This is a genomic window from Nostoc sp. DSM 114160 (assembly GCF_053470305.1).
In genome coordinates, this window is record NZ_JBPFGO010000001.1 from 2,286,712 (window position 1) to 2,309,095 (window position 22,384).

Below are 22,384 nucleotides of genomic sequence, written 5' to 3' on the forward strand. Positions count from 1 at the left end.
TAGTAAATTGTGTAATTGATAGTAATACTTGACTATGAGCAAGTATCGTTTTAAACAGTCATTCTCTGACGATCTCAGCATAAGTGATAAACTTTTTGACTTAATGGAAGTCACATTTCCCGGAATCAGCAGTTTAGCAGAATGTGCCAGAAAACTTGGTGCATCCTGGGAAACAGCTTCAACTCCCTTTATTCGCTTTCATGATGATATCGCTATTACCCATGTGGGAGTGTTAGAAATTCCCATGCAAATTATGGGACAAAGGCTGACTGTCGGAGGAATTCATGGAGTAGCTACCCGTCTAAAATTTCGCAGGAGAGGGTATTACCGTGAAGTGATGGAGGAAGTGCTAGGGTATTGCGATCGCGATCGCCTTTACGAAACCCTGATACTGACGACACCACAACCAGAGTTTTACTTACCTTTTGGCTTTCGTGTTGTCGAAGAACACATCTTTAAAGTTAAGTGTAACTCCACAGGTGGCACTGATAGCTTCAGAATACTGGATTTTGCAAATATTAAAGATTACACATTGCTACACAGACTTTTGGAAACACGCATTCCTGTCTCTAATATAGTTGGCGTAGTCAACGAAAAACCTGTGTTCTGTGTCAATGAAGGAAGTCGTCCCTTATATTATGCAGAAGATTTAGATTTAATCGCCTGTATGGAAATAGAAGATAACCGACTTCATCTTTTCGATTTAGTGACAACGCAGATATGCTCTTTGAAGAATATTCTTAGTAAGATACCTCAATCCATTGAAGAAGTAGTGATTTACTTTAGTCCAGAACTTCTGGATGTCAAAGATGTGCAAGCATTCACCCATACATTTGATGAAACTGTGCTGATGGTTCGTGGTAAATTTGCAGCAGAAGGCGAGAAATTTATGCTACCCCGTTCTGCAAGGTGTTGAGTTACTTAAAAACAATTAAATCATAATAGAACTGAGAGTTTCATCATCAGGATTGCTTTATGATGTATCAAACCGACCCGCCGCGAGCGATCGCCTAAAGATGTATTGCCAACCATGTACGATCTTCCTAGCGAAGATCCAGAGGAGCCTGGTTTGCCCGATCGGTTTCATTTATTGCAACCTCGTCTGTTAGACGAAACCTTTCGTCCACCAAATTATCCAAGCACGGTTGATTGCACAATTGCGTAGACACGAAGTGGCTTGTCGCTAGACATCGCTAGGCGTTGAACCCGATTTAGATTAGCTTTTTGCCTGCCTCATAACCCTGCAAACCACTCATAGCCACGATCTTCCCAATAGCCTTTAGTAGGTAATAAATTGCTGACGAATGTAATTTGAGTTACCCACTTGCTTTGCTTGTAGCCCAGTTTAATTGGGGATGCTAGGCGCATAGGCGCACCATTATCAACTGATAAGGGTTGTCCATTCTTTTGATAAGCCATGAGAGTTTGGGGATGTACAACAGAAGCAAGATCCCAGCTTTCATAGTAGCCATCAGCAGATTTGAAGTAGACATAACGGACGTTTGATTTCGGCTGTACCAGCGCTACTAAATCTCGTAATCGCACACCTCCCCATTGAACGATCGCAGCCCAGCCTTCAACACAAACATGGCGAATTACCATTGAAGTCAAGGGTAGTTTTTGAATATCTGCCATGCTCAATTGCATCGCATTATTCACCTCACCATCAATTATTAAGCGAAACTGCGCCGGATCGATTTGCGGGGTAAAATCAAAAGTATTAACCAGCAATTTATCTGCTTCTATAGCACTGACAGGAAATTCAGGTATAGGTTTTTGAGTTAGCAGAAGTGCTTCAAGACTTTGGTTTAGTGGCTCAGAGATTTGCCGCAAATTATCTGAGAACAAATCTGTTCCACAGCCACCAAGAAGAAAGCCTACCCCTGAAAGTCCAGATACTTGCAGTAACCGACGACGGGATAGGGTACGTTTGGGAAGAATCAGACTCATAAAACCTCTACAGAAACATAGATTTCACTAAACGGACGCTTCCTACCTTCAGGGCAAGTAAGGAATGAGCAATTGTAAACAGTGTGACAGTAGGAACTTCAAGGGTTAAAGCAAAGGTAAAAGTTAATATTTCGCATTTATCTGCCTTGCGATCGCCAACCTAAAGATTGTAAGTTAGTTACACACATAAAAATCTTTACGCATTTATTTGCTACTGGTATCATTTTTTACTTTATTATCTAGACTACGGATATTTAATTTATCTTAAGCGCTTTTTTAAAAATATAAAAAACCTTAATTAGCTACAACTTTCAAATATGTCAAATAACAAAGACTTTTCATCCGAAAAAAGCTCTTCCGTTAAAAATGTCTTGATTATAGGTGCAGCCGGGTATATTGGCGGAGCGCTGTGCCAAAAGTTTTCTCAGACACAAGATTTTGCCGTATTGGCACTTGTGCGTCCGAATACTGATATTGAGGGTATAAAGCCTTTTTGCAAGGAAATAATCCGCTCTCAAGAGGTAGAAATTTCCAGCAATGATGTTGCACAAGCAATTCGCAAGCATGATATTACAACAGTAATTAATGTAGCGTGGCACATGCCTCCAGAATCAACCCAAGAAGCTCAATTCGCTTTAGACCGTATAGCATTAGAAGCCGCTTTATACGGTACTAGTGCAGTTTCGCCAGATATTCATGTAATTACAACCAGTGGGAATTTCTCTTTGATTACCGCCAATGGAGGACGAATAACAGAAATACCTCCGCCAAAAGATTATACACGGCCCGAATATTTAGTATGTTTTGACTTACTATCGGGTGTAAATGTGTTGAAAGATGTGCTAGTAGAAGAATATATCAGTAATGGAGGTAACGCCTCGATTGTCTATCCTTCATCAGTGTATGGTTCAGCACCAACTCGTGGCAGTTTCTGGGATTTTGCCATTCAGCAGTTCATTACAGGGAAACCACACCAAGGCTATCAACCATTTCCACCAGATTTTATGACGGCGTGGATTCATGTTGAAGATTTAGCATACTGCTACATTGCAGTAGCGCGATTTGGCTCCAAAGGAGGACACTACCTTGCTGCGCCTGAAAATTTTAGTATTAGCCAAGTGTCAAAAATGTTTGCCCAGGCTGCTCAGGTAGAATTTATTCCCCCAGTCTTTGAAAACAAAGACAAAGTTATATTTGATGATTCTCATACTAGAGAAGTACTTCAACTTCAATGGAAGTATAAAGTGGCTGATGAGATGAAAGGTTGGGTAGAGAGAATAAAAGAGTTAGGAACTTATTTTTTAGAGTAAATCAGGGGTAAAGAACTAGTAAATCGTTCGATCGGCTTGATTAAAGCTGTCCGTCAACGTCACCGACGAATGGCTGCTTGCTCTATTGACATCTTGATACCTTAACTAAGTGTCTGGGGAATTAAAACTGATTTAGATGGTGATGCTTGCCAATAACCGAACTATATTTTCTAACTCGTCTTGATGTTGTTCTTGCAAGTTTTGTAGGTGCTGATAAATCAAGGTTTTCTGAGTACCGCCTTCATGGGTATCTGGATTCATAAGTGTCCTATTGTGGTATGCGCTATTTTCATTATCGGAGGTTTTAAGACTTTATCAATAAGTATGTAATTACGAATTACGTAGCCAATACTTGTCGGTGAAAGGGAAAAGGGGAAGGGGAAAAGGGAAAGAAAAAACCTTTAACCCAACCCCAGTAACCTTTTCCCCAAACCAAATTCTGAGTTCAAAATGCACAAAGCGAGTAGTATTGATTACGTAGCTTGCTTCTCATGCCTTGATGAGTATTACGAATTACGAATTATATTGCAATCCTTCAGCACTGCTACCAATTTTTCAATATGTGCTGCTTCATGAGTTGCCATTAAAGATATTCTGATTCGACTTGTGGGTACTGTGGGAGGGCGAATTGCTAAGGCAAAAATGCCAGCATCTCTTAGCTGTTTTCCAGCTTTGAGTGCATCTGTTGCACTGGGCAATTGAAAACATAATATAGGTGATTCAGAAGGCAGCAATTTCAGGTTAGGTAACTGTTGCAGTAAATTTTTTAAGTGATGTATATTTTGCAACAATTTGGCACGGCGTTGCGGTTCTTGTTGCACTATTTTGATTGCTGCTAAGGCTGCGGCTGTATCAGCAGGTGAAAGCCCAGTGGTATAAATCCAACTGGGTGCGCGGTTCCGTAAGAAATCAATTAGGGCGTTACTTCCTGCTACATACCCGCCTAAACTACCTAAAGCTTTACTCAAAGTGCCAACTTGAATTAACGGCTTTCCCGTACATCCAAAATGTTCGACACACCCAGCGCCAGTTTTTCCTAGTACCCCAGTAGCATGAGCTTCATCCACTAGCAGCATACAGCTAAATTCATCAGCGATCGCCAACAGTGCAGGCAACGGACACAAATCGCCATCCATGCTGAAAACGCTATCAGTAAGAATCAAACAGCGTCGGTAATTTTGCCGCTGTTGACTCAACTGAGTTTTTAATACTGCCAGATCGCAGTGTGGGTATTCCACCACTGCTGCACCGCTAAGAATCGCCCCATTTTTCAGACTGGAATGATTGTACTGGTCAGAAAATATTAGATCGCGTTTGCCCACAAGGGCGGTAATTGCACCCAAATTTGCTAAATACCCGGAACTAAATACCAAGGCATCTTCTGTTTGTTTGGTAGATGCGATCGCCGACTCTAACTCCCTGTGTAACTCCCGATGCCCACTGAGTAATCTCGAACCAGTACTACCTGTCCCAAATTCAGCGATCGCAGCAGTCGCCGCCGCCATCAACCGCTCATCTCCAGCCAATCCCAAATAGTCATTACTGGCAAAATTAATTACCTCTTGCCCAGCTAAAACCACCGTTGCACCCGAACGACCACCGATCGGTTGTACCGAACGATACCAGTCCGCCCGATGAATTGTTGCTAAGGACTGTTCTAGCCAGGCATAAGGGTCGGTCATTGGGGGACAGGGGGCAGGGGGCAGGGGGCAGGGGGAGAATAACTAATGACAAATAACTAATGACTAATGACTAAGGACAAATACTTCGGCTTCGCTCAGTACAAGTGACTAAGGACTTAATGACTAAGGACTAATGACAAATGACAAATGACAATTAAACTTGTTCGCTACTGAGATGAGCGATCGCTTGTTTAATCCAGTCTTCGACATAGGCATCTTTGGGTAGTCCGATGTCTTCGCTGACCACGTGGAGGGCGTGACTGACCTCATGGGCAGTATATCCCAAGGCGAAGAGGGTCATTTGCACTTCTTCGAGAATTCCTGGGGCTGGCCCGCCTGTGGCGACGAAGAACCCGGCTGATTTGCGCCACTCGACTAATTTGCTTTTCAGTTCCAAACAGATGCGTTCGGCGATTTTTTTACCAACACCGGGAGCCTGAATTAAGATTTGTGTATTGCCAGCGATAATTGCTTGGACTAAATCTGGTAGTTCCAGAGTGTCCAAGAGGGCGATCGCTAAGGCCGCACCAATACCTGTGACAGTCAGCAAGTGGCGAAATAAATCGCGTTCGGCTGGGGAAGCAAAGCCATAAAGAAAGGGCACTTCTTCACGAATTTGCAAATGAGTAAAAATTTGCGTTACTCCTCCCGACTCTGGTAACTGGTTTGCTAGGCGTTGGGGAACTTGCAAATCATACCCCAAGCCATTCACTTCCAGAGTCAGAATCACGCGATTCGCGCCAATTGTTTGGATACCAGCGACTATACCTTTTAAATAACTAATCATTACAAGAGACCAAAATAATTTAAGCCTTCGATAATTCCACCTGCACAAAAACTTCTTGCCAGGTAGTGATAGTCTGCGGGATGCTCATTGTGCCATTGGAGTAACTCTTTTCGGGCATTCCCCACAATGATTCCCCGTTCGTTGCCTACAGCAAATAAAGCAATATCATTACCCGAATCACCACAGACAACTGTTTGTTCTACTGCAAATTTCCACTTCTGGCGCAAAAACTGCATTGCTTGACCTTTATCGCTGGTCAGGGGTACAATGTCAAGGTCTATTCCGCTACTGTAGATTAACTTTACATTTAATTTAGATTTTTGTAACTCAGCTTCAAGTTGTGGTAGAACATTCGCAGATACTTCTTGTTCTAAAAAACAACTCACTTTGAAGGGACGCTGTTCGGAATCTGGTTGCCGAACTAACTCCGGATATTTTTTCGTAATAGATAATACAGTTTCCCGTTCCCATCCTGGAGAGAGGATTTCTGACCAATCTGAGTCGGGAGTATCAGTACCATCAAGGTAAATTTCTGTACCCACAGATAGGACGAGGGCATCGGGTTGCAAAAGATTTTTTTGAGCTTGGAGTTCTTTGTAAAGTACAGGCGATCGCCCAGTAGAATAAACGATTTTCGTACCGTATTCTTGGCGATGTTGACTCAGCAGTTGATTTAGTTCTGGTAAAGCGCTGTCATCGCCTACAGTCCGATACACGAGGGTGTCATCTAAATCGGTTACAAAAAGAAATGGTTTCATGATTAAGACCTCTTGCAAAATTTCGTTATTCTACCGCGTGAAGGGACTTTTGCAAGAGATTTCTTTGTTGAAAAGAAAATATCGTATCAGACACTAAATTCAAAGATTAATGCTTAACTGAACTGTATTCTATGTAAAGCTCAGGATATGTATAACAACACTACATCACCACACTTAGCTGCTTCTTGAAAGAACTCTACCACGTAGATATAGTAATCGGTTATGTACTCTAGTGCTTCCTTCCCTTCTTGCCATACATATGGATAAACATCTGCTGTCAAAAGTGCTGAAGGATCGAAGCGGGCTTCCAGATCGGTCTTGGAAATCTTGCTTAATTCTTTCGCTACTTCTTGTACTTCTTGAGGTGAGAGGAAGCGGGCTGGGCCAAAATCAAAATCTGGGTTTTCTGGATCGCCTAGTGGAGTACCGCCCATGACAACATTTGTTAAAGGCGGATCGTTTGGGAGTGCCGATCCAGTAAGTAAAAAATGAAGACCATGCCATGTCTTGTCAATATTGAGATAGCGCCCATCTGATTCAGATATCTCGTCCGCCTCGTCACCAGGAAATAAAAAAGTAACAATAGACTCTGGATTATTTTGTAATTCAGTAAGTCGATTGGGTGAGATACGTCTATAGTGTCCTATCATTCCCATATTAATTATTACAAGATTAAGCTAATGTTTTTGATCTCCTAAAATATAGCCTTTTGATTTCCGATTTATCTCGTTCCCATGCTCTGCATAGGAATGGCTTATTAGAGGCTCCACCTCCAGTCAAGATATTGAGTCTCAAGCTTTAAACCGATTTTTTCAGTAACAAATAGATTCATAAGTTCATTACAATGATTGCTGCAAATGCTTAAACCTTTCTTATACATGGAAGAGCATTTGTTGCAAAGTATTAAGCCTTTGCAACAATTAATTATATATTTGCTGGAAATACTTAAACCTTTCTTATACATGGAAGAGCATGTGTTGCAAAGGCTTAATACTTTGCAACAATTAATTATATATTTGCTGGAAATACTTAAACCTTTCTTATACATGGAAGAACATTAGTTGCAAACGCTCGAATTTTGGCAACTAATGTTTAAATTTGAGCGATGTCTACAAAGACGTAGCACCGAAAAACAATGTATAGAAGTAGCATTGCTACGACCCTTAGAATATATTTCTGTGGAAATGGTTTTCCGCAGTTTATATTTTTTCAATCGCGGAAAATAATTTTGCGTGATTTTAAAACCCTTAAGACTTACGCAAAAACTCTCTGAGCAGGACTTTGTTGAGTTAAGCAAAGCGCAACCCAACCTACAATTTTTCTTAACTGAACTGTATTGGAATATAATCCTTTCAAAGCTAGGTGAGCAAATTCTTTGGTTGCGTTAATGTTAAGACTGGCGGTATATGTGCTTTTGCTGCCCACTCTGCCATGTTAGTGAGATCGTTACATTAATGCTTAAACACAATATTATCGTCGTTGGAACATCAGCAGGTGGGGTTGAGGCGCTGACTTATCTAGTCAAACATTTGCCGCCCGATCTCAATGCTGCTGTAATTATAGTCCTTCATGTATCAAGTTACAGCAAGAGTTTTCTACCAGAAATATTAAGTCGTGCTGGCAAGTTACCAGTGTCTCACGCTCAGAACGGCGAAGCTATTGTTCCTGGTTCGATTTATGTTGCTTTGCCTGACTACCATTTACTGGTAGAAAAAGGATATTTGCGTTTGACGCGGGGTGCAAAAGAAAACCGTTGTCGTCCTGCTATCGATCCATTATTTCGCAGTGCAGCGCGAACTTATGGGCAGCAAGTGATTGCTGTGCTGTTAACAGGTCTACTTGACGACGGCACGGCAGGACTAATGGCTGTAAAAATGCGGCGTGGTGTAGCAATTGTCCAAAATCCTGACGATGCTTTGTATCCTGATATGCCACGTAATGCGATCGAGAACGTAGAGGATATTGACCATATTCTGCCACTTTCAGATATTCCTTCTACTTTAGTAGCTCTAGTTAATACGCCAATGGAAGTACAACCGGAAAACTCCATACCTAGCGAGATGGAGTTTGAATCTAAAATAGTACAATTGGATTTGGAAGCAGTAGAAAACGAAAGCGATCGACCTGGTAAACCATCAAACTTTGCCTGTCCTGACTGCGGCGGTATTCTCTGGGAACTCGAAGAGGGAAATTTGTTGCGCTTCCGTTGCCGCACGGGTCATGCTTATTCAGCAGAAACTTTGCTGGCTACGCAGTCTGAGAAGGTAGAGGATGCACTATGGATCGCTTTGAGGGCATTGGAAGAGAAAGCTTCTTTATCACATCGTATGGCTTCAAGGATGGAGGTTCGCAATCAAACCTTGGCGGCACGATTCAAAGAGGAGGAACACTCTGCCAAGGAGTCCTCCGCCATTATTCGAGAAGTACTTTTGAAGGTCAATCCAAACACAGATGTTGATTGAAGGTTAAACCGAATCATTTTCAGGAATGGGATGGTTTAGTTTACCGCGTGCAAGTGCCACCACAGCTTCAACTAACTCTTCTGGATCGAGGGGCTTGGTAACGTGCAGTTGGTAGCCATTGCCGATCGCTAGTTGGGAATCCTCAACTCTAGCATAAGCAGTCAAAGCGATCGCGGGAATCTTTCCCCCTTTTTCGGGAGTTAAAGCGCGAATCTGTTGAATCAGGGAATAACCATCGACTTCCGGCATCCCAATATCACTGACTAAGACATCGGGTTGAAAGGATTCTAGGTTTGCTAAAACTTCTGCCCCAGAAGCAACAGTCAGAACTTGCGCGCCGTATTCAGCAAGCAATACTGTTAATAGCTGACGGGCATCGGGGTCATCATCAACTGTGAGGACTCGAATCCCGGTGAGTTCGAGTGCTGGTTGTGGCAACTCATCTGTCTGCTTGATTTCCGGTTCCACATTCAGCAGTGGCAACTGGACTGTAAAGGTGGCTCCCAAGCCCTCACCTGGACTATCAGCCGTGATGGTGCCACCGTGCGCCTCAACCAACTGCCGGACGATCGCTAACCCCAATCCCAACCCGCCATACTTGCGAGTAATTGAGACATCTTCTTGACGGAATGATTCAAAAATATACGGGAGAAAATCTGGGTTAATGCCTTTACCTGTGTCACTGACAATAATCTTTACCCAATCGTCAACTCGCTCTAATCTGGTTTCTACCCGTCCGCCTTTGGGAGTAAACTTGATCGCGTTGGAAAGTAAATTCCAAACGATCTGTTGAAGGCGGTTGGAATCTCCAGAGACTTGCCCAACATTCGGCAGTACTGAATGCAACACGATTGATTTGGAAAGGGCTGCTGTATTTACTGTGTCGAGCGCAGATTCAATCACAAATGCCAAATTCACCGGAGCCGCTTCGATGCTGAGTTTGCCCCGCAGAATTTTGGCTACATCGAGCAAGTCATCAATCAGTTGAGTTTGTAGTTTGGCGTTGCGTTCGATGGTAGCTAAAGCTTCAGCCGTTTTCTTTTCACTAAATTTGCGAGTTTGCAGCAGTCTTGTCCAGCCGAGAATTGGATTGAGAGGCGATCGCAATTCATGGGAGAGAATAGCCAGAAACTCATCTTTGATCCGATTGGCGCGTTCGGCTTCGGCTCTGGCTGCTTGTTCTAGTTGAAATAGGCGATCGCGTTCGATTTCAGCTTGTTTGCGATCGGTGATATCCTGGACGTTGCCTACCATCCGGATTGCATTGCCCGCAGTATCATAGAAAACCTGACCTCTAGCCGCTAACCAGCGAATGCCATCAGGATGTATAATCCGGAAATCATCTTCATAATGGTCTTGTTGTTGCTGAATGGTGCGAGTCACCGTTTCATCAGCTGAGGCGCAATCGTCTGGGTGCAAAAGGCTTAACCACAGTTCATAGGTGATTTCCTTTGTGCTTGGGTCAAGCCCAAACAGATTGATATATTCTTCAGATACATGAGCTCTGTTGCGGGTAATGTCCCAGTCCCATAATCCCGATTGTGTAGCTTTGTACGCCAATTTCAACCGGGCTTCGCTCTCCTGCAAGAGGAGTTCTATCTTTTTGCGATCGGTAATGTCTCGTGAAATCAACAAGATTCGTTCCAGTTGCCCAGAGCCATCCAAGATCGGGCTAACGACCACTTCCCACCATTTTGGAGTGCCTTTTGCAGTTGGGCAGTATCCGCGAAAAATGCTGACTTCGCCTGTTTTAGTGGCAGCAAGTGCCGACTCTACCTGTTGCCGATAACTGCCTTCCCAGAAACAGAGCCATTGAGTATTGAGATAGGAATTTAAGTCATCAATTTCCATCAAACACAGTCCACCTGTATTCATGTACAGCAGCCGCCCGTCGAGGCTTAATACCTTGATGCAATCAGAACTGCTGTCTAAAATGCGGTTTTTAAATTCTTCACTCTGGCGCAGGGCTTCTTCGGTTTGTTGGCGAGTGGTGATATCTCGCCAAGTGGCAACAAATCCATCTCCACATTTAGCCACGCGGATATCAAAGGCTCTAACTAAGCGTTGTTTTCCGTACACATCCTCATAAACTAAGCTGTCTTTGATGAGCGGCTGTCCTGTTTCTACTACCTGGCAGTATTCATTAAACAATCCACTTTCATGATGCCCTGGTAGTAATTCACACAATCCCCGTCCAATCTGCTGCTCATAAGTCATTTGATTGTTGAAACAAGCCGCACTATTGACATATTCAGTCACAAAATCGACAATCTGTCCCTGCTCATTCCGTACAGCACGGTATACTCCAAAGCAGTCCAGCATATTTTCAACTGAGGTGCGGAAGCGTTCTTCACTGTCTCGCAGGGCTTGCTCTACCTGTTTGCGATCGCTGATGTCTTCGGCAATCCCAGCAAACCGATAAATCTCTCCTGTTTCATCTCGCAGGGGAAAGCAGCGATCGTGAACCCAGCGAATATTACCATTGGGTAAAATAATCCGATATTCCTCATCAAATTTACCTGCGACAGCTTTTTCATGAAACGCTCTGTCTGTAGATTCTCGATCCTCTGGATGGATGCGATCGATCCATGCTTGTTGTTCTTGATACAATTCTTGCGGGTTCAATCCCCACAGTCGTTTATATGCAGGACTAACATAGCTGACTCGATTTTCCGACACTTCTTTGATCCAGAACACCGCATCAATATTTTCTGCAAGCTGCCGAAAACGTTCCTCACTCTCGCGCAGAATTTCGGCTGACTGTTTGCGTTCGGTGATATCTAGATCGATACCAGCCATCTGAATTGGTTGCCCCTGTTGGTCGTAAAATACCTTACCCTGGCTTAGTGCCCAGCGAATTGTACCGTTGGGATATACTACCCGAAATTCAATGTCATAGTCTTCTCCGGTGGCGATCGCAAGCTCGACGGCTGTCAGCATCCGATCGCGATCTTGAGGATGGACTCGCGCGGTAAACATCTCGAATGAACCGTCAAATTCTCCTGGCTCCAGTCCAAATAAGCCTTCCAGGTTATCCGACCAGGAAATTTTTCCGGTTTGGATGTTCCAGTTCCACGTTCCCATCCGAGAAGCTGACAGTGCCAATCGCAGCCATTCTTCGCTCTCCCGTAGTTCTGCTTCTACTCGTCTGCGATCGGTCAGTTCATTCTGCGCCTGCTGATAGAGTTCCGCCTGCCGAATTGCAATGCCAACTTGAATCGCCAGTTCTTTGAGCAAGTCGATCTCTAAGGGTTGCCACCTTCGAGGAACTGCACAGTTATGAGCAATTAGCAACCCCCAAAAGTGGTCATCGTAAATAATCGGCACGACCAGATTAGCTTTCACTTGAAACTGAGCCAACAATTCAACGTGGCAGGCATCAATACTGCTATCCTGAATATCAAATATTGCCGTTACGTAACCCTGACGATAGCGTTGGATATAATTCTCGACAATGGCGGTATCGTAGCTTATTCCTGGTCGATTCCATGCAAGGTAGTTCTCGGCGAGGCAGGGATCGTACATAGTAGAGTCAAGCAGCGATCGCCACTTTTCCCCAACCGATTCTGCTACTACTGTCCCATTCCCATCAGGTTTTAACTGAAAAACCAAGACGCGATCGGTGTGCAGAAATTCTCGCACTTCGGTTACAGTTGTCTGAAGAATTTCATCCAGATTTAGCGATTGGTGAATTTTTTGGGTAATAAGTGAGACTACGCGCTCTCGTTCAATACGCTGTTGTAGTTGGGTGCGTAGCTGCACTGTTTCAATTGCCCCATTTACTGCTATTTGCAGCCCTTCTGGGGTAATTTGCTCTTTGACAAGATAATCTTGTGCGCCCGCTTTAATTGCCTTAACTGCGATCGCCTCATTACCTTGCCCAGTGACGACAATCACGGGTAGGCAAGGCTGTTGGGTCGAGGGTTGCAATTGTGCCAGAAATTCCAGTCCGTCTAGGTCGGGCAATCGATAATCAAGCAACACTACATCGGGCTGATGTTGCTGCCAAAGTTCTAACCCTTGTTGTCCCAGCGTTGCTTCTAGGATAGTGTACGAATATTCGCGATCGCGCAGTAAATACCGCCGATAGAGTTCTCGATCTTCTGGGGAATCATCGACAATTAAGAGAGCGCGCTGTTGCTGAGACATTGTGAATTAATTGATCGAGTAGATGTTAACCCACATTCTGTAGGTTGGCATAGAAAATTGACATTTTTAAAGAAATGCTAAAACCCTGATTATCCCAGGATTTTAGCATATTTGATAAATTTATTGGTTCGCTCTTTACATCTGCTTTGCGTTAACTTATTCGCTCGCTCTAATGTATAATTTAATTCTTAACTTACTTATAAAATTTATATCATTTTTGCCAGAGAATCATCTATAAATATTGATTCAATAATACAAATTTTCTATGAAGATCGTAATAGCAATCCTCAATCATTTGGCAGAAATAAAATCGCTGTAAAGCTGATAATTAGGGGATTTGAATCTTCTAATATTCTTGTGTTTAAATTCGGTTATAAACTGAATGCGATCGCCATTATTACAATTGCAAATATACTCAATAAGTAATATATATAGCAATCCGGTTTGATTCTTAAATTTACTTGCTTGGGCAGGGAATAGGAAAGAAGGGATACCGTACTGAGTCTTGTTCAAAAATCAAATATGATTCCTATATATAAGATATAATCCACATTCTGCAAGTGCGATCGCAAAATGCTGTATTTTTGAATGCAACCTTTATGGGACAGTAGTTTTACTTTTTAACTTCATCGATAATCTGTAATGTGGAAAAAATATTTGCTAAAAAGCTAGGGTTTTTGCCGGATACAGAAAACCGAGTTCTTAATCGTGGATAAAGTCAAGCTAAAATGCTATGGGAATACTCCTGGTCGCGCAGTAAATACCGTAGATAGAGTTCTCAATCTTCTGGCAATCATCAACAATTAAAACAATGCACGATCTCTGACTCATGACTAATCCTTGGGATAATCAGGCAGTGTCGTCACTTCAAACCAATATTCCACAAGCATCTGAATATCTCGTTTCAGTTGAGCAAAATTGATTGGTTTAACGATATAGCTGTTGACACCATATTGATAGCATACTTCAATATCTTTGGGATTGTTAGAAGTAGTAAACACCACCACCGGAATCATTTTCAAGTTGTCATCCTGTTTAATCCGGCGTAAGACTTCTCGTCCATCGGTTCCGGGTAGGTTCAAGTCAAGCACAATCAAACCGGGACGGAGGGCACTTTTGCGCTCCACATAGCTACCAGTGCGATAAAGAAACGCCAAGGCTTCTTCTCCATTCACACACCTCTGAATAGCGATCGCAATGGTAGAACACCCTAGAAATCTTTGCAGTGCCTCAAAGTCTTCATTGCTATCTTCGACAATTAAAAGTAGTGGCTTTTCCAGGATCGGGGAGGCTGAAATTTGAGTCATGTATTTGCCTCCGCCGACAGGGTAAAGTAAAACATACTACCTTCAGTAGGTGTAGATTCCACCCAAATTCTACCACCATGACGTTCCACAATTTTGCGGGCAATGGTTAACCCTACGCCAGTCCCCCCGCCAAAGTCATCCCGTCCATGTAAGCGGCGGAAGATTTGAAAGATTTTGTCGAGATGTTCTTGGGGGATGCCAATACCGTTATCACGAACGTAGAAAGTTACAGAATTAGAAGCAACTTTGCTTTCGCCATCGCCTTCAATAAAACCTATTTCGACCCATTTCTCAGGTTTATCATTGTACTTAATCGCGTTGCTAATCAGGTTGCTAAACAGTTCATTGATCTGAGCGCGATCGCCTTGAACGCTCTTAAGGGGTTGAGGAATGCGAAACTCAACTTCGCTCTGCGGTCGGGAAATGGTCAAAATGGTGATTACCTGGGGCACTAACTCATTCAGATTCACTGATTGCCTGATCAGTTCGGCGCGTCCCAACCGCGAGAAATGGAGGAGAGAATTAATCAGGTCTTCCATTCGCTGCGTCAGCCGCACCAAGGTTTGCAGTTTAGCAATTCCATCATTATCTAGTACATCTGCATAGTCTTCCATTAAGAAGTTAGCGTAGTTGTGAATGCCCCGCAGCGGTTCTTTGAGGTCATGGGAGGCAACGTAGGCAAAAGAATCAAGTTCTTCGTTACTCCGTTGTAATTCAAAATTCATCGATGCCAGTTTGTCTGCCTGCCGTAACACAACGCCCACAATCAGGCTTCGCAGTTCAGTAACCACCTCAATTTCACAGGGTTTCCAGGGTAGGGCAGCTCCTTGCACCGTTTCTTGCCATAATTCAAAGGATTTGCGAGGAGACATTCTTAAACTGCCATCTGAGAAAACTTCCACAGGCTTGTTGGGGTTGCCGCCCCAATTCACCGTTTGAATCACCTCTGGACGAAACCAGAGAATATAATTGTGATGAACTTTGGAAATTTCCAGAGCTAACACGCTACTAGCGATCGCTTTAAAGAAGGAGGCAGCAGGGTAATTTTTCGTAAGCGATCGCGTCTCAAACAAGTTATGATGCAGTTGAGGTTTAATCCAATCAAGTAAGGCGCGAACCTCTGACTGTGATGGCGTTTTACCCACTTGAATATACTGGTCGCCATTACATATCACCGCTCCTGTGGCGCTGACCAGATTGAGTAATTGAGATTTCATTTGCACCATCCCATCCAGGAAATACTCAGCCTGAGACAAGCCTTCGACAAATTGAGTTTGTAATAACTTTAATTGACTTTTGTAATCAATATCTTCACTTGCTTCTTTATTTGCCAGTTCCACAGACATCACTTGTCCAATGAATTCGCAGATGGTGCGGATATTGTAAGAAATATATTTGGGTGACGAATGGTGACAGGCAATCAATCCCCAAAGTTTTTGCTCGTGCATCAGAGAAATAGACATAGAGGCAGTCACGCCCATATTTTGCAGGTACTCTAGATGAATTGGAGAAACACTCCGCAACATAGATAAACTCAAATCGAGCGGTTGATTTGTCAAAGGATTGTTCGCTGGAATTAAGGTGACAGGCTGGTAGCTAGCATCTGGAATTAGCCGCAGCCAGTTCAAGGTGTATAGGTGTCGGGCTTGCTTGGGAATGTCAGAGGGCGGATAGTGTAAATCCAAATAGGGCGTTTCCTGATTGGTATCTTCAGCGATGACCCTGCCTGCTCCTTCGCGATCGAATCGATAGACCATAACGCGATCGAAGCCAGTGATTCGCCGAACTTCTGTCACCACAATCTGGCACATTTCCAGCAATGTTGGTGCTTTCTGAATGCGGGTAATGGTTCCTCTTACCTGTTGATAAAAGTCAAAAAAACCTGTTTTTTCCTTCGCTTTTTTCGACTCCAATTCCAGAATAATAATAGTATTTAAACGATGGACAATGCCATCAAAATGAATTGATTTATTTTGATGTTTGATGATTATATTTAGGGGATTAACGCTCTCAAAATCCTCTGACAGACATTGTTGAATTAGTTTAATTTGTTTGACATTGAGTAAATCTGATAGCGACTTGCCCAGCAATTCATTAGGTTGACGACCAATAACTTGCTGAGTATTACTGCTCACCTGAACGATTTCCAGCGTGGGATCTTGCAAAACCAATAAAACCCCGTGAGGCTGGATCAAACTGGGAATGTGGATCGGTTCGCGATCGCAGTTTGTCAAATCAATGATCTCATCAGTCATTCTCTGTTTATGCAACTCCTAATTAGAACTCTGGTTTCAAGGAGGCAAAAACTCTTTATATCTCAATACGCTTGAGTTAAGGGCTACTGGCAACAATTTTGGGTTTTCGAGACGCGATAAATCGCCGTCTCTAAAAGACGCGATAAATCGCCGTTTCTAAAAGACGCGATAAATCGCCGTCTCTACAAGTGTTTTGTTGCTCATTCTGAACTGTTTTGCGTTATATTTGAGATTTTGAGTCCTGTATTTTGTACCTCACTTAAAAGCGAACTCCTATATTCACACTACTAGCCTAGACTCAAACTAGAGTCTCCGGCATCTACTCTTGGCTTAATGTTTCAATCAACAAATCTACCTGCTGTTGTCGCTGCTGCAAAAAACCTTCGCACTGACGCAAATACTCTACAGCAGTTGCAAATTGGTCAAACACAGCTTCCAATTCCAATTCACCCGCCTCAATGCGAGTAATAATTCCCTCGATTTCAGCAACCTTCGCCTCATAATTCCAACCTTCCTCAGAACTAGAAGCACCTTTACGTTTAACCATTAATCTCTCTGCGTCCTCTGCGTCTGTGCGGTTCGTTCACTTCCATAACCTTCACTTTAACCCCACCTTGCCCCAATTGAATGATTAACTCTTGCCCCACAGCCAACTCTGCTGCCGAACGAGCGATCGCCCCATCTTCCCTTCTCACCACCGCATAACCACGCTGTAACACCGCTTTCGGGTCAAGACTAGCCAACTTTTGCCGCAATAACTCTAAATGCTGAGTTGCTTGCTGCGATCGCCCCGTGGTAATTTGTACCAAATGCTGACGCTTCCAAGCAAGCTTTTCCACTTCCTGCTGCACTTGCCGATCTAACCGCAAACGTCGCAAACGGTTCCGTAATACTTGCAGTTTATTTTCAGCATTTTCCCTAAAGTCATGCACCGCCTCATGTAAAGCGACAATTCGCTGCCGATGCTCAGTATACAACTCTGAAAGTGCTGGTACAACCATTTCTGCTGCCGCAGTTGGTGTATGCACGCAGACATCTGCGACTAAATCTGCTAAAGATTCATCTCGTTGATGGCCGATCCCAGTAATTACCGGAATAGAACAATTAGCAAGCGATCGCACTACTCGTTCATCATTAAAACAAGCCAACTCCTCAACCGCGCCACCACCACGCGATAAAATTAGCACTTCGGCGCGTCCATTTCTTTCCACCCGCTCAATTGCTTTGACGATAGATTCTGGAGCTTGGTCGCCTTGTACGGTCGCGGGAGAAAATAAAACATGTAAACCTGGATACCTTTGCTTCAGGGTTTTTTGAATATCGCCCCAAGCAGCAGCCGTTGGGGAAGTGACAACAGCGATCGTTTGGGGATGAGTGGGGAGCGATCGCTTTCTTTGCGCGTCGAATAACCCTTCAGCCAGCAAGCGATTTTTGAGTTGTTGATAGCGCAGCGCCTGTAAACCAACACCAGCAGGTAGAGTTTGCCAAACTGATAACTGATACTCTCCCCGTTGCGGATAGACGCGAATGCTGCCCAAAATGATTATCTGTTCGCCAGGAACAGGCATTTGGGAGAGTTTTGGCAATTGGCTATTCCATACTACACACTTAATGCCGGCGGTGCGATCGGGATCTTGCAGCGTGAAAAACAACCCACTGCGATGGTTGTTAGCACTGGAAACTTCGCCAGTTACCCAAACTTGCCGCAATTGTTCATCTTGCTCTAACAGCAAACGGATATAGTCAGTTAATCCAGAAACCGAAAGCGCAGTATCGAGAATCAGAGAGTCGGGAAGGTCGAGAGTCATCAAAGATGCCTGAAAGCATTTGTGCTGGAGCGATTCTAGCATTTTTAATGAAACCCGAAGTTTAACCGAGTAAACGCTTCAATCTTTTGTAGACATCATCAGAAAAATGGGCTTGAAACCCCGTGCTTCACGTAATGCTTTCAAGTAATGATTTTGAAGTAATGAGTGGATGAAAAATGGGTATTTACTCATTACTTATTACTTCAGAATCACCGCGCCTCCCTTGTCTGTGAGGATGTCAACATCATTGCGCTTACCGACTAAAATGTAAATCTTGCTCAAGAAAACATGTATGACAGACTCTGCTTCTAACAAAAGTTCTGAATTAGTCTCTGTAGCTGAAACTGCCAAGTTACTTGGTATAACCCGTCAACGAGTACACGACTTAATTAAGAATGGTCAGATTATAGCCTGCAAACTAGGGCGTTATTATTACATAGAAGTTGCTGAAGTAGAGAGATACAAGAATCAGCCTACTGGAAAACCCTATCAACCCCGTAGTACAACCTCTCAGAAAAACTCTATTGACAATTGACAATATAGTTTGTAAACTCAAGCTACAATAAAATACTAAAGGTAAAATCAATGCTCCCTTTTCAACTGATTGCGACTGATGTTGCAACTCAACAAGGATTGCAACAGATTTATAAAAGTGAGTATGGAATTCTTTATCAGGGAGATTGTGTTAAACTCCTCTCAGCATTGCCTAATGAGTCTGTGGATCTGGTATTTGCTGACCCACCTTTTAACCTTGGTAAAGAATATGGTGAAGGTGTAAGCGATCAAATGGAGGCAGATAAATATTTAATATGGTCGCAACAGTGGCTTAGTGAGAGCATTCGAGTCCTTAAACCAGGTGGAAGTCTATTTATATTCAATTTACCCAAATGGTGCATAGAGTATGGTGCATACCTCAATAGGCAAGGGATGTGTTTTCGGCATTGGATTGCTTGTAGAATGCCAAAATCTTTTCCAAGAGGTAAGAAGATGTCTCCTGCTCACTACGGACTAATTTACTACACCAAAGGAGAACCAGCAGTCTTTAACAAAGTCTACACACCCATTCAAGTTTGCCGACATTGTGGTGGAGAAATTCGTGACTATGGTGGGCATCGCAAAAAACTTAATGAGAAAGGTATCAACTTAATGGATGTTTGGGATGCGCCAGAAGACGTTTGGAAAGATGCTTCTGAAACCGAATTTAATGAGGTTTTATGGACATTGACAGAGGAAATATGGACTGACATTCCACCAGTTCGGCATCGTCGGCACAAAAAACGAGTTCCCAACGAACTTGCCCCCATTATGCTAGAACGAATTATTGCAATGGCATCTAATCCGAGTCAAATTGTGGTTGATCCATTTGGAGGCTCTGGCACTACATTTTACGCAGCAGAAAAACTACAACGTTACTGGATTGGCTCAGAAATAGGGGATACACATCCAGCGCTAGAACGATTAACCGATCTAGCTAATGGCATCATAGAACAATGGGAATCGGCAAGAGGAAGCAAGAAATTAAAACAAAGCAACACAACTGCGTTACAACTTCCAATTCCTTATTCTACGTAGAATGTATGCAGGAAACTTTAGACCAAGGCACGACCATCAGTACCTTTAGTAAGTGTTGGTACATTGGTATCTAAGCGATCGTGTTCAATTACAAAGATTACAAGAAAACCCTCTTGGATTTGAACTGCCCGCCAAACATCAAAGTATGGCTCTAACTCTTCGTAGTTCCCAATTCGATCCGTCAGGTAAGGGTAAAGTTTTCTGCTAGGGAGTACTAAGGCAGCACCTAGAAAAATACCACGTAGTAATCCGAGAATCATTTTATTGACTGCTCGATGGCTTGAGGAAATATTACCAGTTTCCCACTCAAGAGCGAAAAGATAATTGTCAATGATCTTTGTTGCATCAACCTTTCCTGGTGATTTAGTTGCATATTTAATTCGAGTTTCAAGACTCCATCCAAACCGATCTCTTAACGCAATCATGCAAGCTTCTTTAATTGGCTTGACACCATTCCCATGTCTTGTTGGATTGATTGTAAAGCTGGATGTACCGGGAGGATAGACAATTAGAGAGATAGCATCACGAATTTCAGTGCGAATGATACACCAATCGTTTGATTCTTCAAAACTTCCAACACTAATTAAAGAAACTTCTTGAACAATCTTCATCACTAACTCTCACTTGACTTTGTTGCCACCACCCTAGAAGCCATTTATATCTTCTTTTTAGGGAATTCCAGAAATTAAATTATTCAATTTTTAAGAGCGAAGACGATCGTTAGAGCTGATTCGTAAAGAAAATCTGAAGGATACTCAAGTCGTTACTAGGTCTGAGTTTCAGCGAATAAGTATTTTTTTGACTCAAATTCCTGAAATCCTTGCAAGACAAGTACTTTACTTGAGTTTACAAATTAGCTCTTAGATTTTTCCTCCTCTGCTTACCAAAGCGATGGGTATTTTTTTAGTTGGAAGTCCCTTACCCGATGATGCTTATATCCTATCGATGATATGCTGAATACCATTGCCTGTGTTGCTTAAATAATTTTTCTTTGAAAACCCTTGCTTACCCAGCCAAAAAGAAGCTATCTCTGAATGTAAGTTGGTATCATTGTGCAGAGCTACCCTAATTTGGTAGCGATCGAGTTACGATCTTGTCACACCCCTTTTTTGATTTGAGAAGTCCTATTCCAGAATTTTCTGGTTAAAATAGTATATCTGTTCTACTCAAACTCCGACACCAACACTCCTTAAAACCATATATTAAGAGGCATTAGAGGCAGGAATGGCTATCAACACCGATACTTCTGGCAAGCAAAAAGCACTGACTATGGTGCTAAACCAGATTGAGCGCAGCTTTGGTAAAGGAGCAATCATGCGCTTGGGCGATGCTACCCGGATGCGGGTGGAAACAATTTCCAGTGGAGCGCTTACCCTAGATTTAGCATTGGGTGGTGGTTTACCCAAGGGGCGGGTAATTGAAATTTATGGGCCGGAAAGTTCTGGTAAAACTACAGTAGCGCTACACGCGCTCGCCGAAGTGCAAAGAAATGGCGGTATTGCTGCCTTTGTTGATGCTGAACACGCCCTAGACCCCTACTTATGCTGCTGCATTGGGTGTAGATATTGACAATTTGTTGATTTCCCAACCTGACACTGGCGAATCAGCTTTAGAAATTGTCGATCAACTTGTTCGCTCTGCTGCGGTTGATATTGTAGTCATAGACTCAGTAGCAGCGCTGGTTCCCCGTGCTGAAATTGAAGGCGATATGGGCGATGCTCACGTTGGTCTGCAAGCGCGGTTAATGAGCCAAGCCCTACGTAAAATTACTGGCAATATTGGTAAATCTGGTTGTACAGTAATTTTCATCAACCAGTTACGGCAAAAAATCGGTGTTACTTACGGTAGCCCAGAAACGACTACTGGCGGTAACGCATTGAAATTTTACGCTTCGGTGCGCTTGGATATTCGCCGAATTCAAACCTTGAAAAAAGGTACTGATGAATTTGGTAATCGCGTTAAAGTCAAAGTCGCCAAAAATAAAGTAGCGCCGCCTTTTAGAATAGCGGAATTTGACATTATTTTTGGTAAAGGCATTTCTACCTTGGGTTGTCTTGTTGACTTAGCAGAAGAAACTGGCATCATTGTTCGCAAAGGAGCTTGGTATAGTTACAACGGCGATAATATCTCTCAAGGACGAGACAACGCCATTAAGTATCTAGAAGAAAAGCCTGAATTTGCTGAAGAAATTAAGAAACTGGTGCGTGAAAAGCTAGATAAAGGCGCTGTTGTTTCTGCTAACTCCGTAGCTAAAGCCAGTGACGAAGATGAAGAGGAAGAAGTCGATTTAGAGCCAGAAGAATAAAGAATGCGGATTTATTAATCTGCAATTGCTAATAGATGG

At 43.0% G+C, this 22,384-nt stretch carries 18 protein-coding genes and 1 pseudogene; 7 read left to right on the forward strand and 12 right to left on the reverse strand.

Annotation, left to right across the window (positions count from 1 at the left end):
• Positions 1 to 34: 34 nt before the first annotated feature.
• On the forward strand, positions 35 to 916 hold the full coding sequence (locus NSTCB13_RS10370) for a GNAT family N-acetyltransferase (protein ID WP_448272264.1): 882 nt from the start codon (positions 35 to 37) through the stop codon (positions 914 to 916).
• A 114-nt stretch (positions 917 to 1,030) separates the two neighbouring features.
• Positions 1,031 to 1,165: a hypothetical protein gene (locus NSTCB13_RS10375; protein WP_448273245.1), complete on the forward strand. Its 135-nt coding sequence runs from the start codon at positions 1,031 to 1,033 to the stop codon at positions 1,163 to 1,165.
• 68 nt (positions 1,166 to 1,233) lie between these two features.
• Here NSTCB13_RS10375 and NSTCB13_RS10380 read toward each other — a convergent pair whose 3' ends face one another.
• A complete protein-coding gene (locus tag NSTCB13_RS10380; RefSeq protein WP_448272266.1) occupies positions 1,234 to 1,950 on the reverse strand; it encodes a molybdopterin-dependent oxidoreductase in 717 nt (238 codons plus the stop codon).
• Positions 1,951 to 2,267: 317 nt separating this feature from the next.
• On the opposite strand from NSTCB13_RS10380, the gene NSTCB13_RS10385 reads away from it, so the two are divergent.
• Positions 2,268 to 3,260, forward strand: coding sequence for an NAD-dependent epimerase/dehydratase family protein (locus NSTCB13_RS10385; protein ID WP_445629484.1), 993 nt, complete (start codon positions 2,268 to 2,270; stop codon positions 3,258 to 3,260).
• A 132-nt stretch (positions 3,261 to 3,392) separates the two neighbouring features.
• Here the strand turns inward: NSTCB13_RS10385 and NSTCB13_RS10390 are convergent, their stop codons facing one another.
• The 5 genes from NSTCB13_RS10390 to NSTCB13_RS10410 all read right to left on the reverse strand — a co-directional run bounded on the left by NSTCB13_RS10390 (position 3,393) and on the right by NSTCB13_RS10410 (position 7,137).
• A complete protein-coding gene (locus tag NSTCB13_RS10390) occupies positions 3,393 to 3,521 on the reverse strand; it encodes a hypothetical protein (RefSeq protein ID WP_445629485.1) in 129 nt (42 codons plus the stop codon).
• Between the two features lie 245 nt (positions 3,522 to 3,766).
• Entirely contained in the window at positions 3,767 to 4,942 is a 1,176-nt protein-coding gene (gene bioF, locus NSTCB13_RS10395) for an 8-amino-7-oxononanoate synthase (RefSeq protein WP_448272269.1), read from the reverse strand.
• Positions 4,943 to 5,096: 154 nt separating this feature from the next.
• A complete protein-coding gene (gene ruvA / locus NSTCB13_RS10400) occupies positions 5,097 to 5,729 on the reverse strand; it encodes a Holliday junction branch migration protein RuvA (RefSeq protein ID WP_099101282.1) in 633 nt (210 codons plus the stop codon).
• Entirely contained in the window at positions 5,729 to 6,487 is a 759-nt protein-coding gene (locus NSTCB13_RS10405; RefSeq protein WP_448272271.1) for a sucrose-phosphate phosphatase, read from the reverse strand. The genes ruvA and NSTCB13_RS10405 overlap by 1 nt, the downstream gene beginning before the upstream one ends.
• A gap of 140 nt (positions 6,488 to 6,627) precedes the next feature.
• A complete protein-coding gene (locus tag NSTCB13_RS10410; protein ID WP_448272273.1) occupies positions 6,628 to 7,137 on the reverse strand; it encodes a YfbM family protein in 510 nt (169 codons plus the stop codon).
• 804 nt (positions 7,138 to 7,941) lie between these two features.
• Here NSTCB13_RS10410 and NSTCB13_RS10415 point away from each other — a divergent pair.
• A complete protein-coding gene (locus NSTCB13_RS10415; protein WP_448272275.1) occupies positions 7,942 to 8,949 on the forward strand; it encodes a chemotaxis protein CheB in 1,008 nt (335 codons plus the stop codon).
• Between the two features lie 3 nt (positions 8,950 to 8,952).
• Here the strand turns inward: NSTCB13_RS10415 and NSTCB13_RS10420 are convergent, their stop codons facing one another.
• The 5 genes from NSTCB13_RS10420 to xseA form a co-directional block, all read right to left on the reverse strand.
• Positions 8,953 to 13,098, reverse strand: a complete 4,146-nt coding sequence (locus NSTCB13_RS10420) for a PAS domain-containing protein (RefSeq protein ID WP_448272276.1) — start codon at positions 13,096 to 13,098, stop codon at positions 8,953 to 8,955.
• A gap of 833 nt (positions 13,099 to 13,931) precedes the next feature.
• Positions 13,932 to 14,405, reverse strand: a complete 474-nt coding sequence (locus NSTCB13_RS10425; RefSeq protein ID WP_448272278.1) for a response regulator — start codon at positions 14,403 to 14,405, stop codon at positions 13,932 to 13,934.
• Positions 14,402 to 16,660 (reverse strand): ATP-binding protein, encoded by a 2,259-nt coding sequence (locus NSTCB13_RS10430; protein WP_448272280.1) that lies wholly within the window; start codon positions 16,658 to 16,660, stop codon positions 14,402 to 14,404. The genes NSTCB13_RS10425 and NSTCB13_RS10430 overlap by 4 nt, the downstream gene beginning before the upstream one ends.
• A 319-nt stretch (positions 16,661 to 16,979) precedes the next feature.
• Positions 16,980 to 17,207: an exodeoxyribonuclease VII small subunit gene (gene xseB / locus NSTCB13_RS10435; RefSeq protein ID WP_099102361.1), complete on the reverse strand. Its 228-nt coding sequence runs from the start codon at positions 17,205 to 17,207 to the stop codon at positions 16,980 to 16,982.
• Positions 17,200 to 18,468: an exodeoxyribonuclease VII large subunit gene (gene xseA / locus NSTCB13_RS10440; RefSeq protein ID WP_448273173.1), complete on the reverse strand. Its 1,269-nt coding sequence runs from the start codon at positions 18,466 to 18,468 to the stop codon at positions 17,200 to 17,202. The genes xseB and xseA overlap by 8 nt, the downstream gene beginning before the upstream one ends.
• 292 nt (positions 18,469 to 18,760) lie before the next feature.
• On the opposite strand from xseA, the gene NSTCB13_RS10445 reads away from it, so the two are divergent.
• Together NSTCB13_RS10445 and NSTCB13_RS10450 are read left to right on the forward strand one after the other, a co-directional pair.
• Positions 18,761 to 19,003 (forward strand): helix-turn-helix domain-containing protein, encoded by a 243-nt coding sequence (locus NSTCB13_RS10445; RefSeq protein ID WP_445629493.1) that lies wholly within the window; start codon positions 18,761 to 18,763, stop codon positions 19,001 to 19,003.
• A gap of 50 nt (positions 19,004 to 19,053) precedes the next feature.
• The gene (locus NSTCB13_RS10450) at positions 19,054 to 20,040 is read left to right on the forward strand and encodes a DNA-methyltransferase (protein WP_445629494.1); all 987 of its coding nucleotides are present in this window, start codon (positions 19,054 to 19,056) and stop codon (positions 20,038 to 20,040) included.
• Positions 20,041 to 20,057: 17 nt separating this feature from the next.
• Here the strand turns inward: NSTCB13_RS10450 and NSTCB13_RS10455 are convergent, their stop codons facing one another.
• The gene (locus NSTCB13_RS10455) at positions 20,058 to 20,651 is read right to left on the reverse strand and encodes a restriction endonuclease (RefSeq protein ID WP_445629495.1); all 594 of its coding nucleotides are present in this window, start codon (positions 20,649 to 20,651) and stop codon (positions 20,058 to 20,060) included.
• Positions 20,652 to 21,264: 613 nt separating this feature from the next.
• Between NSTCB13_RS10455 and recA the strand changes: the two are divergent.
• Positions 21,265 to 22,345, forward strand: a pseudogene (gene recA / locus NSTCB13_RS10460) (recombinase RecA).
• Positions 22,346 to 22,384: the final 39 nt, after the last annotated feature.

Bases quoted from the DNA above. Each gene is read 5' to 3' on its own strand.
- NSTCB13_RS10370 (WP_448272264.1), top strand. From the start codon at position 35: ATGAGCAAGTATCGTTTTAAACAGTCATTCTCTGACGATCTCAGCATA.
- NSTCB13_RS10375 (WP_448273245.1), top strand. From the start codon at position 1,031: ATGTACGATCTTCCTAGCGAAGATCCAGAGGAGCCTGGTTTGCCCGAT.
- NSTCB13_RS10380 (WP_448272266.1), bottom strand. From the start codon at position 1,950: ATGAGTCTGATTCTTCCCAAACGTACCCTATCCCGTCGTCGGTTACTG.
- NSTCB13_RS10385 (WP_445629484.1), top strand. From the start codon at position 2,268: ATGTCAAATAACAAAGACTTTTCATCCGAAAAAAGCTCTTCCGTTAAA.
- NSTCB13_RS10390 (WP_445629485.1), bottom strand. From the start codon at position 3,521: ATGAATCCAGATACCCATGAAGGCGGTACTCAGAAAACCTTGATTTAT.
- bioF (WP_448272269.1), bottom strand. From the start codon at position 4,942: ATGACCGACCCTTATGCCTGGCTAGAACAGTCCTTAGCAACAATTCAT.
- ruvA (WP_099101282.1), bottom strand. From the start codon at position 5,729: ATGATTAGTTATTTAAAAGGTATAGTCGCTGGTATCCAAACAATTGGC.
- NSTCB13_RS10405 (WP_448272271.1), bottom strand. From the start codon at position 6,487: ATGAAACCATTTCTTTTTGTAACCGATTTAGATGACACCCTCGTGTAT.
- NSTCB13_RS10410 (WP_448272273.1), bottom strand. From the start codon at position 7,137: ATGATAGGACACTATAGACGTATCTCACCCAATCGACTTACTGAATTA.
- NSTCB13_RS10415 (WP_448272275.1), top strand. From the start codon at position 7,942: ATGCTTAAACACAATATTATCGTCGTTGGAACATCAGCAGGTGGGGTT.
- NSTCB13_RS10420 (WP_448272276.1), bottom strand. From the start codon at position 13,098: ATGTCTCAGCAACAGCGCGCTCTCTTAATTGTCGATGATTCCCCAGAA.
- NSTCB13_RS10425 (WP_448272278.1), bottom strand. From the start codon at position 14,405: ATGACTCAAATTTCAGCCTCCCCGATCCTGGAAAAGCCACTACTTTTA.
- NSTCB13_RS10430 (WP_448272280.1), bottom strand. From the start codon at position 16,660: ATGACTGATGAGATCATTGATTTGACAAACTGCGATCGCGAACCGATC.
- xseB (WP_099102361.1), bottom strand. From the start codon at position 17,207: ATGGTTAAACGTAAAGGTGCTTCTAGTTCTGAGGAAGGTTGGAATTAT.
- xseA (WP_448273173.1), bottom strand. From the start codon at position 18,468: ATGACTCTCGACCTTCCCGACTCTCTGATTCTCGATACTGCGCTTTCG.
- NSTCB13_RS10445 (WP_445629493.1), top strand. From the start codon at position 18,761: ATGACAGACTCTGCTTCTAACAAAAGTTCTGAATTAGTCTCTGTAGCT.
- NSTCB13_RS10450 (WP_445629494.1), top strand. From the start codon at position 19,054: ATGCTCCCTTTTCAACTGATTGCGACTGATGTTGCAACTCAACAAGGA.
- NSTCB13_RS10455 (WP_445629495.1), bottom strand. From the start codon at position 20,651: ATGAAGATTGTTCAAGAAGTTTCTTTAATTAGTGTTGGAAGTTTTGAA.